Source organism: Roseiconus lacunae, from assembly GCF_008312935.1.
Taxonomy (GTDB): domain Bacteria; phylum Planctomycetota; class Planctomycetia; order Pirellulales; family Pirellulaceae; genus Stieleria; species Stieleria lacunae.
In genome coordinates, this window is the sequence record NZ_VSZO01000007.1 from 297,184 (window position 1) to 312,256 (window position 15,073).

10 protein-coding genes are annotated in these 15,073 nt (G+C 54.4%); 6 read left to right on the plus strand and 4 right to left on the minus strand.

Features of this window, described 5'->3' with window-relative positions; all coding sequences use genetic code 11:
• Window positions 1–8: 8 nt before the first annotated feature.
• From FYC48_RS11215 to FYC48_RS11235, 5 genes are all read left to right on the plus strand, one after another.
• Window positions 9–935, plus strand: coding sequence for an ABC transporter ATP-binding protein (locus FYC48_RS11215; RefSeq protein WP_149496797.1), 927 nt, complete (start codon window positions 9–11; stop codon window positions 933–935).
• The gene (locus FYC48_RS11220) at window positions 932–3,478 is read left to right on the plus strand and encodes a YfhO family protein (RefSeq protein ID WP_149496798.1); all 2,547 of its coding nucleotides are present in this window, start codon (window positions 932–934) and stop codon (window positions 3,476–3,478) included. Before FYC48_RS11215 ends, FYC48_RS11220 begins: the two co-directional genes overlap by 4 nt.
• Before the next feature lie 72 nt (window positions 3,479–3,550).
• The gene (gene dapA / locus FYC48_RS11225; RefSeq protein WP_149496799.1) at window positions 3,551–4,456 is read left to right on the plus strand and encodes a 4-hydroxy-tetrahydrodipicolinate synthase; all 906 of its coding nucleotides are present in this window, start codon (window positions 3,551–3,553) and stop codon (window positions 4,454–4,456) included.
• A 410-nt stretch (window positions 4,457–4,866) separates the two neighbouring features.
• On the plus strand, window positions 4,867–5,961 hold the full coding sequence (locus tag FYC48_RS11230; protein ID WP_235034200.1) for a prenyltransferase/squalene oxidase repeat-containing protein: 1,095 nt from the start codon (window positions 4,867–4,869) through the stop codon (window positions 5,959–5,961).
• A 210-nt stretch (window positions 5,962–6,171) separates the two neighbouring features.
• On the plus strand, window positions 6,172–6,972 hold the full coding sequence (locus FYC48_RS11235; RefSeq protein WP_149496801.1) for a hypothetical protein: 801 nt from the start codon (window positions 6,172–6,174) through the stop codon (window positions 6,970–6,972).
• 123 nt (window positions 6,973–7,095) lie between these two features.
• Here FYC48_RS11235 and FYC48_RS11240 read toward each other — a convergent pair whose 3' ends face one another.
• Window positions 7,096–7,692, minus strand: coding sequence for an EF-hand domain-containing protein (locus tag FYC48_RS11240; RefSeq protein WP_149496802.1), 597 nt, complete (start codon window positions 7,690–7,692; stop codon window positions 7,096–7,098).
• A 48-nt stretch (window positions 7,693–7,740) separates the two neighbouring features.
• The gene (locus FYC48_RS11245; RefSeq protein WP_149496803.1) at window positions 7,741–8,424 is read right to left on the minus strand and encodes a dioxygenase family protein; all 684 of its coding nucleotides are present in this window, start codon (window positions 8,422–8,424) and stop codon (window positions 7,741–7,743) included.
• 626 nt (window positions 8,425–9,050) lie between these two features.
• Here FYC48_RS11245 and FYC48_RS11250 point away from each other — a divergent pair.
• Window positions 9,051–13,298, plus strand: coding sequence for a PVC-type heme-binding CxxCH protein (locus tag FYC48_RS11250; protein WP_149496804.1), 4,248 nt, complete (start codon window positions 9,051–9,053; stop codon window positions 13,296–13,298).
• 63 nt (window positions 13,299–13,361) lie between these two features.
• Here FYC48_RS11250 and FYC48_RS28130 read toward each other — a convergent pair whose 3' ends face one another.
• On the minus strand, window positions 13,362–13,535 hold the full coding sequence (locus tag FYC48_RS28130) for a hypothetical protein (protein WP_200836585.1): 174 nt from the start codon (window positions 13,533–13,535) through the stop codon (window positions 13,362–13,364).
• 100 nt (window positions 13,536–13,635) lie between these two features.
• A complete protein-coding gene (locus tag FYC48_RS11255) occupies window positions 13,636–14,790 on the minus strand; it encodes a DUF1559 domain-containing protein (RefSeq protein WP_149496805.1) in 1,155 nt (384 codons plus the stop codon).
• Window positions 14,791–15,073: the final 283 nt, after the last annotated feature.

Below are 15,073 nucleotides of genomic sequence, written 5' to 3' on the forward strand. Positions count from 1 at the left end.
CGACTTCGATGATCACACTCACTGGATTTGGCAAAGACTACGGCGACTTCACGGCGGTACAATCGTTGGACTTGCATATCGATGCCGGAGAGACGTTTGGCTTTATCGGTCCCAACGGTGCCGGGAAGAGCACGACGATTCGATTCCTCGCGACGTTGCTGCGGGCGTCACGTGGGCAGGGCGAAGTCGCCGGTTGCGATGTCATGGCGGACCCGGTTGGTGTGCGACAAGCGGTCGGATACATGCCCGACAACTTCGGTGTTTACGACGGCATGCGCGTGTGGGAATTTTTGGACTTCTTCGCGGTGGCCTATCGAATCGGCAGGAAAGACCGGAAGCAGATCATCGATAACGTCCTCGAACTACTCGACTTGACGCACAAACGCGACGACTTCGTCAACGGCCTGTCGCGAGGTATGAAGCAGCGGCTTTGTCTTGCCAAAACGTTGGTACACGACCCGCCCGTGCTGATCTTGGACGAGCCAGCCAGCGGTTTGGATCCTCGTGCTCGCGTCGAAGTCAAAGAACTACTGAAAGAACTCCGACGGATGGGCAAGACAATCCTCATCAGTAGCCACATCCTGACCGAGCTTGCTGATTGCTGTACTTCGATCGGCATCATCGAACGTGGTCAATTGTTGATGAGCGGACCGATCGATCAAGTGTATCGGCAGATTCGTCGCAACCGACACGTCGAAATTCAATTCATCAAAGGCAAAGAAGCCGGGTTGTCAATTCTCCGCAGTAGCCCCCACCTTCGGGCAATCGAAGAAGCACCGACGTTTGTTCTTGCCGAATTGGAAACGGACGATGAGGGATTGGCGGAGATCATGGAGACGATGATCGCCGAAGGCGTTCGGTTACGCAGCTTCAATGATCGCGCACCGACGTTGGAGGATGTGTTTATGACGGTCACAAAGGGTCTTGTCACGTGAAGTCCCGAATCGTGGGATTCGGCTTCGTCGGTATTGTCATTCTGGCGACCGTGTTCCCGCTGCTTAGCGGACGTCGGATCGCGTTTCGTGATGCGAGCCACTTCTATCTTCCGCTTTATGACTACGTCGCCCGGCGAACTCAATCGGAATGGATGCCACTATGGAATCCGCTCGATCAAACCGGCTTGCCGCTAATCGGTGAATCATCCACGGCGGTGCTTTATCCGGTCCGTTATGCGATTTACGCGTTGCCGTTCTCGGCAGAGTTATCGCTTAACCTGTATCTGGTGTTCCACCTACTCCTAGCCGGCGCGGGGGCCGCGTGGCTGGGTCGCCGATACGGACTATCGGGGCTTGGTATCGTCACCGCAGCGATCGCCTATCCGCTTTCCGGAAGTGTCTTGTCATTGTGCTGCAATCCGCCGTTTTTGGTTGGTGCGGCGTACCTGCCGTTCGCGCTCTCGGCGTTGCTGGGCAGAAACCATGAAAGCACACATCGGCCATCTTCTCCCTTTATCGCCGGGTTGTTCGACGTAAGCCTTGGCGGCGTTTCGATGGCGATGATGGTGCTGGGGGGCGATCCACAATCGGCGCTTCATTGTGTGTTGGTTGTGATTGCGGCAACGGTCGCATCGACCTACCAACGATGGCGTCAGCCGGAGGTCGATTCTTTCCACGTTCAGTGGCGAAGTCATTTGTGGCATCGCTCCCTCGTAATCACTTCGTCGAGCGTGATCGCAATCCTGCTGGCGGCTCCGCAAGTTGCCGCTTCGATTGATTGGAGCCGTCAAAGCGACCGAACCAGCCAATCACATCAACGAAACGACATCTATGATTTTTCCATCGCGCCCTGGCACATCGTCGAAACGCTTTCCCCCCGACCCTTTGGGCATCCATTTCCGATCAACCGACGCATTTCGAAGTTAATTCCCGGTGATGGCCGCATGTGGACCCCGACGATCTATGCCGGAGTGCTGGTTGGCGTTTCGTTGCTATTCTATCGACGCCGGGAATGCGCTCGCCGCGCTGATTTTTTCGGTTGGTTGGTCGTCTGCTCGTTCCTGTTGTGCATGGGGCATTTCGGATTGATTTGGTTAGTCCAACAAGTTCCCGGAGTCTTTCCCGACGCGGACAGCAGTATCGGTGGCTTGTACTGGGTTCTCAATCAAACCGTTCCGGGCTACGACAGCTTTCGGTATCCTGCGAAATGGCTACCGATGTTCTCGATCGGTGCGGCTATGATTGCCGGGCGTTGGCTGACGACCAAGCCAAACGCACGTGAACAGACGCGATTGTTGGCGCTGGCGGGTCTATTCCTAATCCTTGCCGCGATCGTCCATGTCGTCCGCACGTACTGGGATCACAATCTGCTTTCACACCGAACCCCCGTACCACGGGATGAATATTGGGGGCCACTTAATTTGCCGCAAGCGTTTTCGCTGATGCGGGCATCGTTTCTTTGGTCGATGTTGATGTTGATCACGGTGTTTGCCATCCGCCGGTGGCAGCAACGAAATGATGCCAAGACACCATCTGATTCTAGGTGGTCGAAGCGGGCAGGTGCATTGCTGGTGGCTGTGTTGGCGATTGATTGTTTTGTCAGCGGCCACGGTCTACTGCCGACCGTGTCGATTCGGCAAGAGCGATCGATAGCGAATCGCATTGCCCCCGAAACCTTCCGGGCAACGCGTACCCTGCGAACGCAGAACGGTGCCTGGCCGGAGCGGTGGCGACGATCGGATTCTCCCGATCGACCGCTTCAAGTCGCCGCGAGCGAACGTGTCGCTTGGTTTGGTCGCTGGCATCTTGCCGAGCAACAAGCGGTGCTCAACAGCATGGTTTCGATTCGAAGTCGAGCTTGGGCTGACTTTTGGAACGAAGTCACTCGCGCGGAAGCGACGATGCCCCCAACGCAACGAGCCGAACTTTGGAAGTCAATCCGGCGGTGGCTGGGGGTCGACATGGTTTCTCACGTCGATGGCACGAAGGCCGTTGCCTCGGATGGGATGGCGTTCGCGCATGTGGAGCGACGCAAAATCAACGACGCAGCCTTCGCCCGCGTGACGACCCAATGGAAACCTGCGACAAACATGCGAGCGATCATCGAATCGCTTTCCCAATCGGTTGTTCCTGACATACCGTTTGTCGCCATCGGTGATTCTAAACGTGACACCGAAGAAGACGTGGTCTCTCGTGAACCTGAACGCTCTATGAAGTGTCGCCTTAGCCAACGAGCGCGTGATCGCTTCGCCGTCCACAGCGAATTGGGGTGCTTATTGGTCCGAAGTGTCTTCCAAGACGGAAACTGGCAGGCGGAACTGAAACCCGCCGGGGAAGGGTCGCCCCGCTTGACCCCAGTCCTGCCGTCAAGTTTTCTCAACCAGGCGGTTTTTGTTCCTGCCGGCGACTGGGAAGTCACGTTTGAATACCGACCATGGTGGAAACTCCCCGCAATTTACGCTGCCGTCGCAGGGATCGTGATCGTGGTCACATTGCCGCTGATAGCCACTGTTTTGCGAATGCGGCGGCTCGGTGATTGTTGATCTGGACGATGCCCGTTAACCTACGGCAATCGAAAACGCACACAAACTTTCAATCAACTCAAAGGTTTCTAAATGACCGCTCGGCGTGGATCTGATTTTGCCGGCCTGTCCGTCGCCATAGTGACACCGTTCAAAGACGGTGAAGTTGACTACGGTCGTTTGAAAGAACAAATCGAGTTCCAGATCGAAGCCGGCACCCGTTGCTTGGTGCCGGTCGGAACCACCGGCGAATCGCCGACCTTGACGCACGACGAACACGAGCGTGTGATCAGCGAGACGATTCAGTGTGTCGCCGGGCGGGCCAAAGTGATGGCGGGAACGGGTAGCAACAGCACCGCCGAAGCATTGCGATTGACGCAGCGAGCGGCCAAGGAAGGTGCCGATGCGACGCTTCAAGTGGCGCCCTATTACAACAAGCCGACTCAAGAAGGCTTCTTTCAACACTTCAAAGCCGTCGCCGAAGCGGTCGATATCCCCGTTTGTGTCTACAACATCCCCGGCCGAACGGGAAAAGAGATCGATGTTTCGACCATCCAGCGTTTGAGCGATCTTCCTGGAATCACGATGGTCAAAGAGGCCACTGGAAAGCTAGACCAATGCTCGGCAATCGTGGGGACAACGGATTTGACGGTCCTCAGCGGCGATGATTCCTTGACCCTTCCGATGATGAGCGTCGGCGCCGAAGGTGTCATTTCTGTTGCCGGAAACTTGGTGCCGTCCGATATGATCAAATTGGTGACGGCTGCTACCGAAGGTGACTTCGCAGAAGCACAGCGCATGCACCACCAGTTGTTCGCGCTCTGTTCGAAAATGCTGGGCTTGGCAACCAACCCGATCCCGGTCAAAGCCGCGATGCGGATGGTCGGCCGTGATAGTGGTGACCTGCGACTGCCCATGACGCCACTTGATTCCGCAGGTGAAGCGGCTTTGCAAGAAACCTTGCTGGCCTACGGAATGGCCAGCGCCGCGGGTGCGTAATTCGGGGTACGCCGACCCTCAAGGAAACGTGGCCCTCGCGTAGCGTTCTTATCCCCCGCGAGTCATAGGGTCGAAATGGTTGGGCCGCCACCGAGCATCTAAATCTAGAGTTGGGGAAGTTCTTTCAGAGTTGCAATGCAGTCATTGCACCGAAGTGATCCGTGTTCTTCGCGGATTTCCGGCATTCTGGTCGATTACGATTTGACCGAATCCGAGCCGACTTCGATGTATTCCGTCGGTTTGGAACAAGGTCTGCATCTGTCCCAAAGAGACGTGCAAAGTGGCACGGACCTTTCGATAAAAAGCAGTGTTTCATTGCGTTTTCAAGACTTGCAGGAATGCCCTTCATGATTCGACGACGGAAATTTCATCGCTCACGGCGGATTATTGTCCTCCTTGGTGTTGTAAGCATGCTCCCAGGGATTGCATTGGCACAGGACAATAGCGGAGATACGGCGAGTCCGACAGAATCGAAACGCAAAGCAATCGTCAACAAAGGATTTCAGTATCTTGCAAAAGAAGGGCAGGACGAGAATGGGATGTTCTCGTCGCGAGTCGGTCCCGGTGTCACCGCGCTGGTGGTCACCGCGGCCTTGCAAAACGGACGTGATCGCAGTGACCCGATGGTCGCCAAGGGGCTTAAAGCGCTGGAAGGATTTGTGCGTCCCGACGGAGGTATCTACGGCAACGGGCGTTTGAAGAACTACGAGACCTGCGTCGCGATGGTAGCGTTCTCGGAAGCGAACGGGGACGGCAAGTACAACACGGTCCTAAAAAATGCCAAGGACTTCGTCACTGGCGTGCAATACGGAAAAGCTGAGCGAGACCCTTCGGACCCTTGGTATGGTGGCGCAAGTTACGGAGGCAGCGGACGCCCAGACCTGTCCAATACTGGGTACTTGATTGAGGCGCTGCACCGAATGGAGACCAGCAGCAGCGACCCCGCCATTCAAGCGGCGCTGGCATTCATTTCACGGACGCAAAACCTAAATTCCAAGCACAACGATACGCCGTTTGCTGACAAGGTGGATGACGGTGGGTTCTATTACGAAATCCCACTCGAAAAGATTGATCCTAGTACCTCAGAGGAACGCTACACGCCCAACGGCGGTTTGCGCAGCTATGGATCGATGAGCTACACGGGTTTGAAGAGCATGATCTATGCGGGTCTGACAAAGCAAGACCCACGCGTCAAAGCGGCCGTGCAGTGGGTCACCGACCACTATGACGTGACAAGCAATCCGGGAATGGGATCGGCCGGCTTGTATTACTACTATCACACGTTCGCGGCGGCCCTCGATGCGACTGGGATGGAATCCGTCAAAGCCGCCGATGGGACGATCCACGATTGGCGGGCCGATCTGGTTGCAGAACTTGCCAAACGGCAAAACGAGGATGGAAGTTGGAGTAATCAAAATCGTCGCTGGTTCGAAAACGATAAGAATCTCGCCACCGCGTTTGCGCTCTTAGCACTGTCGCACGCATCCGAATCGCAGACGCCGTAGCGAAGAACTCTCAAACGCATTGTGTCGTTTTATCTCTGACGATCGTGGCCGTAGTGGTAGCCGCCGAGACTTTCGGCCACACGATCGGACCAACCGAAACGCCCTGTCAGTTTGCTATTCGGTAATGAGCCGATTGGCGTTAGCCGGGGGTGAATCACAAGACCGGGACGAATGCCCAACCGGCAATGAATGAATAGGCGTAGTGTTTTGATGCAAACTTTTCAAAGCGATCTTGAACAATCTATCACTCGATTGAAAAGCAGTCGAATTCGGACGAGCATCGCACCGGTGGGATTGCAGTGCATCATGCTGGTGATCTTCGTCGGATGGCTGCTTCTCGATCCTTACGCCGAACCGATGATGACCATCGCCGCCGGAGGCATTCGCTCGTTCCAATGGAGCGAGTCGAAAGATCTGATGATCGCCATCGCTGGTTCGTTGCGTTTTAACGCATTCATCGTGGCAGTGATCGCTTTTCTGGCGGTCAACTTTTGGATGTTAGTTCAGCATGTCCGACTACGTCGCTATGCGTTGAAGCAACTCATGGTCACGACCGGGTTGGTCGCACTCTGGTGTGCTTCAGCCATCGGCTGGCAACAGATCACATGGAGCGGAAAGCGCATGCGTGCCGCTGGTCGCTTGGAAGCACTCGATCGGTTGGCGGTTTCGCTTCACGAAGATTGGCCGCAGTCGGACGGCGAGATTGAGGGTCTGGGGCCTTTTAATGCCTATCCCTGGGTGCGGCCTTCCGTACTGTTACTACTCACCCCTTATCCATTGGAAGGGACCAACACCGTGATCGCCGCAATCGAGCGTTCACCGCAAGGGAGCCTGCGTTTTCAACTCGGTGGCGAAGACGGTGGTGATTGGATCGAGTGGCACGATGGCAATAGTATCCCCGATAGCTTCACCGGAGGCCTACGGGATCGACATCAATTACAGCGTTTCAGCCGCATCGGTTCGGATTGGTATCTCGTCAGATACAGCGAGGCGGGAGCGCAATCAAGTTGAACAACTTTGGTTTCGCGGGACGCTAATGATTACCTTCAGTCGACGGAGGTTAATCCCGGTCATTGCACCGAAACCGTGGCTAAAGTGATCGGACTATTCTCAAAATCGAGTTTCAACGAAGTGCTATCGTGCTTGAATCGAAGCTGGTGCTTGGCGTGATCGCTCCTCAGTCCACTGCTTAGCCTTGGAGTGTTGTTCCGCGTTCAGAATTTGCTTTAGCTTGCGATCAACTTCAAGTTGTAAGCGAGCGAGTTCGTCACGCTGATGCTGCGACAGCCCAAGTGAATCCCGGAGCGGATCGGGAATCACCACGGCTAACGGAACCGTTGACGTTTTCGAATCGGTCACAGCCGGAGATCCGGATCGTTGCGTTGGTTCCCCCGCTGATCGCGTTGGCGCGGAGCTTGGATTGCCGCCGACGACGGCAACCAGTTCCGCTTTTGTCAGGACGTCATCGGAATCCTTGTCAGCACGAGTGAATAAGGCTTGCAATCGCGAATCGGACAATTCTTCACGTGTTAGATTCCCGTCCTCATCAGCATCGTATTGAAGCAATTTAATCAGCGCACTCGAGACTTTTCGCTCTTGCTGGGCGGCTGAGTTCCGTTGTCCTACGCGACGTGGTCCGAAACCACGCTCGTTGGCTGCCCCCGGCGGTTGAGCGATGGCAGGGGCGGGGAAAACAACGGCCAAGACAACGAAGCATATGAACTTATTCATGATCGATCCCGATTAGATGGATTTGACGTCGATAGCGAAGGAGCTCGTTTACGAATTACGTGGACGCTGAAGTTGGCGATCGTCGGGCGTTCGCCCGATTACGATGTCAAATTCCGCGCGGTACTCGTCCATTTTAGAATCGGGCACCTTCGTAAAATCGGCTTGGATCAATTCATGGTCAACAATGTCACCGGCGCTGCGAAAGACACCGTCGCGGGCGTTTCCTTCATGGCCACGAATCATGCACTGAGTGGTCAGTAACTCCCGGTCTCCGCGTGAAACTTTGATGTGGATGTGCGGGGCCGGTCGACCAGGATATGGGACAGGCTTGATGGTTCGAAAACGGTAACCTCCGTCCGAGGCAGTTTCGAATTTTCCGTAACCCTGAAAGTGTTTGTCTTGCTGGTCCTTCTTGCCATTGCTGTCTGCCGAATGCAAGTAAACCGCGTTGGCATCACATTGCCAGATTTCAATTGTCGCATTCCGGATCGGCTGCCCGCTCCGTGATAATATCCGTCCGGTGAAGTGTGCGATCTGACCGACCGCCGGCGTCGTGCTGTCTTTGATTAGGATCAAGTCGTTATCTTGATCGAGCGGTAGTTTGTCAGGATAAAACGGACCTTCGGTCAAGCGGGGTGTCGGCAGCAAAAGCTGTTCGGCATACAGCCCCGGGGTGATCCAAAAGGCTAGCGACCCGGTCACGAGGGCCTGTCGGCGTAACATCCGTTGCATTTCAATCTCCGTTTGGTTTGCGGGTCCAAGTGCAGTGTGTCAATTCTTGCAATTCAGATGCATGATCAATCAGCCGACGGAAGTCAGCGCCGGTGATCGCTCGGTAACCGTGGCTTGTGCCATTCGGCGAGACCTGAAATCGAACTCGAACGAATCAAAAGCGTCATCCGGCGGTGCCGCGACTCTAAACGCAACACCGCATCGGAAACCAATCAATTGTTTTGGGGAAACGCGTCCGATCATTCGTCAACTGATAAAACCCCAATCCTTTCCAACAGTTGCGTCAATCCCTGAAAACCACCTCCAAACAGACCAAATTGACAAACTTCTTCGCGAAACTGAAGTCCATCGCGATTGGTTTGTCACAATTTGGTCACCGCCCTCGCCGGCAAATTGACGCTGCGATCCATTCGGGAGACAATGTTATACCCTCTCGCCGGGCTAGAAGTGATCGCTTCACGAGGGTTCCGTCATCATTTGAAATTTGCATTAGCCGATTGGCGCTCGCCATGGTTTCGGTGCATTAACAGAGACCGACACCCGTCGGCTGATAGACCGAACAGAGCATTTCAACTAGACAGACCCCCACTGCCCACTCCCCCCACCAACCCCTTGAAGCCGCCACAATGACTTGCTTGCGACGTTCAATCCTGTTCTATCTGCTGGCTGCCGCGGCATTGGTTAGCGTTACGACTCGTGATGTGTCTGCCGAATCCCGCAAGATCTTTGACGGTCGCACATTCACTGACTGGGATTGCGACCGCAACTATTGGCGAATCGAAGACGGCGCCTTCGTGGGTGAGATCTCACCAGGAACGCGTCTGAAAAAGAACACCTGGTTGGTCTGGCAGGGTGGCGAATTGGAGGACTTCGAATTGAAGTTCCGTTTCCGCCTGACCGGTGCGGCGGGGGCGAACAGTGGCGTTCAGATTCGATGCCAAGTCGACAACGTGGACCATGTTTCAGGATATCAGGCCGATCTGGACATGGGGCAAACTTGGCTGGGACGGATCTATGACGAACACGGCCGCGCATTGCTGGTCGAACGAGGCACTCGCGTTATGATCGATGCCGATGGCACACGGCGAACGCACACTTTCGCACCGAAGCATCAGTTCCAAGTGCTGTTTCGTGAAAACGCATGGAACGAATATCGGATCGTTGCCGTTGGGCCCCGAATGGATGTCTATGTCAACGGGACGTTGTTTTCGCAGTTGAGTGATATCGAAGACGGTGAACACGATCTTCGAGGCAAGCTCGCATTCCAGTTGCACAGCGGTGGCGAAACGAAAATTGAATTCAAACAGATCGAACTTGAAACGCTGGGCTCTGGCGCCACCGATCGGCTAACCAAATTCACATTGCCGAAACCGGTGACAAAACAAACACCGGAAGGGACCGGAGATCAGCCCAAGTCAGAAGACGGCGCGACACTCGATTTCGATTTTGAATCCGGCAACCTGGACGGTTGGCAATCTACCGGCGATGCTTTTGTCGGACAGCCGGTCGATCGTGATGGAATTTCGGATCGCTGGCGTGAGCAATCAAGCAATAAATCCGGCGAATTCTTCATCGGTGGCTTTGAATTAAAAGGCGATCGTGCCAAGGGGTCGCTTACTTCGCCTTCCTTTCGAATCAGCAAGCCGTTTGCGAGTTTCTTAATCGGGGGTGGAGAATCCGACGCGACTCGAGTCGAAATCGTTGCCGCCGATAACAGCGGTCAGGTTTTATTTAAGGCGACCGGCGATAACCGTGAACAGATGCGGCGTGTCGTGGCGGATTTATCAAAACATCAAAACGTACTCGTGAAATTGCGTCTTGTCGATGAACATGCCGGTGGCTGGGGACACCTTAACTTCGACGATTTTCGTTTTCATGACACGCCCCCTGTCCCGGTTGAGCCATCCCACGCATGGCGTTCAAAACTTAACCCGCTCCTGCATCATCTCGTTGAGAACCAACCATCGGATCGATCCGCTGGCAAGGATCGCTCCCATGTAATTTCGACGGTGAACCAGATGCACGTCCCGGAAGGATTTTCAGTCGACGTCGTAGCGGCCGAACCGGAGGTCCACCAACCGATCGCGTTCACGTTCGACAACCGAGGTCGCTTGTGGGTGGTTGAAGGACATTCGTATCCACAGAAACGCGCCGAAGGGGAGGGATTGGACAAGATTGTCATTTTAGAAGACGCCGATGCGGACGGTCGTTACGAAACCCGCAAGGTCTTTATCGAAGGGCTGAACCTTGTCAGCGGAATCGAAGTCGGTCACGGAGGTGTTTGGATTGGTGCCGCGCCCGAGCTATTGTTCATCGCCGATCACGATGGCGACGACACTCCGGATGCGTCACCAAAAGTGATGTTAGATGGGTTCGGCTACGGCGATACTCATGAAACGCTTAACAGTCTTTTGTGGGGGCCTGACGGTTGGTTGTATGGCAATCAAGGCGTATTCAATACGTCGATGATCGGCAAGCCGGGAAGCAATGACGAGCAACGACAACATCTCGCGGCCGGAGTCTGGCGTTTCCATCCGACCAGACACGAATTCGAAGTCTTCGCGCACGGCGGAAGCAATCAGTGGGGTTTGGACTACGACCAACATGGGCAGCTGTTCATGACGCACTGCCGAAGTCACTGGGGCCAGGGCGCGACGACGCATGTGATGAGAAATGGCCACTATTGGAATCAAATCAACGGCGGTTACGCTCCCTATATCTCCTCTGTTGCTCTTCCCGGCATGCCCCACCTGAAAAACTACTTACTCGCTTCGGCTCGCTACGGTCATGGCGAAGGTGGTGCTGGAAAGCGTGGTTCACGCGAAGTCTATGGTGGGCACTCTCATGTTGGCACCATGATATACCTCGGCGACAATTGGCCCGAGAGCTATCGAAATCACCTTTTCACATTGAACCTCCACGGCCATCAGATCAATCATCAGGTTAACGAGCGAGAATTTGGCGGATACAACACCGTTCACGCCGGAACTGACGTTCTGCTATGTGATGATCCACAATTTGTCGGTGTTGATTTGAAAGTCGGCCCCGATGGTGCGGTCTATGTCAGCGATTGGTATGACCCACGACATTGTCACAACCCTAATTCGGAATTATGGGACCGAGGAAACGGGAGGTTGTATCGCATGCAGTATGAAGCTTCGTACCAGCCGCGGAATGTGGACTATGCCAAAGCCGACGGCGCGGAATTGGTCGCCGCCTTGACCCATCGCAATCACTGGCATGCGCGAGCCGCTCGCATGACCTTGGCTGAACGAGCGACAACGGATTCGATCGATTCCATGACGATCGCGTCGATTCGGAAATTGCTGACCAGCGCCGACGAAGTGGTCCGTTTGCAGGCATGCTGGGCGCTCCATGTGATCGGTCAAACCGATCAACAATTGATCAACTACTTACTCCAAGATAAAAGCGAATATGTTCGCGCATGGGCAATTCAGCTAGGGTGTCAGTCGTTAAATCCGGAGGTCATCGGTGGACTGTTGTCGCGGCATTGTGCAAAAAATGAATCGTTGTTCGTCAGGCGGTACCTCGCGTCAGCGGTCCCCGATGTTGATGATGCTTCGGCATGGTTGATCGTTTCCTATTTGATGGAACAAGAAGATACCATCACCGACCGAGATTTGCCGGTGTTAATCTGGCAGATGTTTGCTCCTTTGCTCGATCAAGACGTTTCGCGCGGACTGGATCTCGCTAGAAAGTCGGCGGTGCGATCGATTTTCGACAACTCCCTCTGGTACGCCGCGCGCACTTCAGCGGTCGGTCGAGAGGTGTTGGTCGCGGAACTAGCAACTGCCGACGAAGATCGCCAACGCGACTTAGTTGTTTTGTTCGCACATGCACTGTCCGGAATGAGAGGCGTCGAAGCTCCCAAGGGTTGGGACCAAGTCGCTTCGCTGTTGTACCAATCACCACTCGATCAAGTACGCGGCGCCGCCGAACAAGTCGGTGCGGCCTTTGCCGATCCGATTCTGTTCAAACGTTTGCGTTCGATCGTGATCGACCGCGCCGCTGACGAGCATATTCGGCGACGTGCGATTCAATTGCTCGAAGCTGATCCTGGAAAAGACAACCTCGATGCGATGGTCGCTCTGTTAGACGAGCCCGCCTTTGCGGCCACGGCATTGCCGTTACTGGCACGATATGACGATCCCAACATTGCGACCAAGGTATTGCAGTTGTACTTGAAGTGGTCGCCGGACGCTCAGAACGCGGCGATGGAATTGCTGGCCAGTCGTCCCGAGTGGGCCAATCGTTTGCTCGATGAAGTTGCCGCTGGGACAATCGAGAAGTCACAACTGACAGCCTATTTTGCCAATCAGATGGCAAATTTGGGCGACGATCAATTGACACAGCGTTTGTCGAAAGAATGGGGGCGATTGGGCGGATCTTCAGCCGAACTTCGTGAAGAGATCCGCAAAACAATCAACGCCTACAACGCAGCTCCCAAATGGGCGTTCAGTCAACAGCAAGGCGCCGCACATTTCAAGAAACTATGTGCCGCTTGTCATCAACCCGGTGAACAATCCGCTCGCATTGCGCCAAAGTTGGAAGGAACTCGAACGAAAGGCATCGAATATGCGGTTGAGAATGTGATCGATCCCAACGCCGTAATTGGCGAAGACTTTCAAGCTCGCGTGATTCTGACGTCCGATGGGCAAGTGGTCAGTGGCTTGATCCAATCGGAAACGGATACCGCGATCACAGTCAAAACCGCTACCAGCGTTGTCACGATTGACCAGGACGACGTCGAACAGATCAAGGTCTCGAAGAATTCGTTCATGCCATCAGGCTTACTAAATACATTGAACGAACGGGAACGGATCGAGCTGTTCAAATACATCATGTCGCTTTAGGTGCTGCCAAGCGACGCCCATCTATTCAACGATGGGCGCCGCGAGCTGGCAAAACGAGTCCGGCTATTCGCCCTTGCTCTGGCTTTCGTTCATTTCCGCACCCTGGTTTTCGATCGCTTCCCAATCGATTCCTTCTGGGCTATCCAGTTTGACGGCTTCGTTGTTGCCACTGTCACAACCCAGCAACGGGCAAAAGACGACGGAGGAAAGACAAAGAAGATAGATCATTCTTTTCATGGTATTTGGCATCTCTAAAATCGCGGCTCGCGGCGTTGGCAAACCTGTTGGTTTAAATCAGTTTCCGGAATGGTTTGAATTGGCTGAGACGTTGGAATGGCTATTGGTTGAGAGCTTCGGAAATCGTCTCACGTGACGAAATGGATCCGAGGGATCCCCAAAGTCCATAGGGGCTTTCCTGACCGACGTTTGAGAAGTTTTTAGAGATACTGTTCGCTTGGCGGTTACCGGCTTCAACCGAATCGGTGATAAAGTGCACCGACCCATCGGCGAACAAGCAATGGGCGCCGCCTTGATGATGGCTACCGGCGCTAAAGATTCCCGACTGCCAAGCGGTTCCCCATTGCATCGCACAAGTGGGTGAGTTTGGCGGTAAGACGGTGTTCATCCCTGTGATCATCAAATGATAATTCCACCACCGACCGCCACGAGATGTTCCGCCGCTATCCCAAAGCTGTACTCCCTGGGCAACGAACTGTGGTCGCTCCGGATCGATCACGTCCGTGCAGACCGATGTATCGCTTCCCATCGAATCGTCGTTTGGAAAGTAGTCACGGTGAACGACTGAGCCACCGATGTGTCGGTCACCAAGGTTGGTATAGATTTCTCCCATCGCAATCGTATTCGACAGTCCATCCAAAACATCGCGAAACTTTCGAGGTCGCTCTCGCATAAAAAGCCCACGATAGACACCGGGATCATGATATTGATTCGATGGCGGATAACCAACTCGCAGGACCGCGTCACCATGACAGAACGCGTAGTTGGTCATCCCCGTTCCGAGTGGCGATTGACCGGGATCAGAAGGGCACCGGAGCGTCGGCATTTCGATCTGAAACGGATCGTATTCGTTTAAGTCGACCCAAGGATACGGACCGAACGGAGGCCACGCACCGTTCGGCATGGTACGTCCGCCACTGGGAGTTTCGCCCGCTTCGGGCATTAACGGGTTCGACATCATGTCCCACAATCCTTGCTGTTCAAGGAAGGGAATGATTCCAACGTTGGCCGACAATTGGTACTGCGAATTCCACTGTGGCCCGGTGCCGTTGGCCACCAATTGCTTGAATGCAGCATGGTAATTGTGGAGCGCAATCCCGACCTGCTTGAAATTATTGCTGCATGACATTCGTCGCGCGGCTTCTCGCGCCGCTTGAACCGCTGGAAGCAACAAACCGACCAGGATCCCGATAATCGCGATCACCACCAGTAGCTCGACTAGTGTGAAACCCCTGCGATTTCGCTTTCTTTCCATTTCAACCTCGATGAATCAATGAGTCACTAAAATTCCGGTAACGGGGCTGACGGTCCCCGTGTTAGCCGTCGTTGGTTTTTCAAGAGACAAAGGCTTCGCAATTTGGACAAAAAAATGAAACTTTGGAAAAACTGACGTTTCGACGTCTAATTTCATCGCGACTCGTCTCTTAAGTCATCACCTGCCAATCCCCACCCAAAGCTAAGACGCACCATCCGATGTGATGCGATTGTTGCGTTCTTAGGAGTGATGCACTGGAGACGCGATCTGTGATCGAATCGAA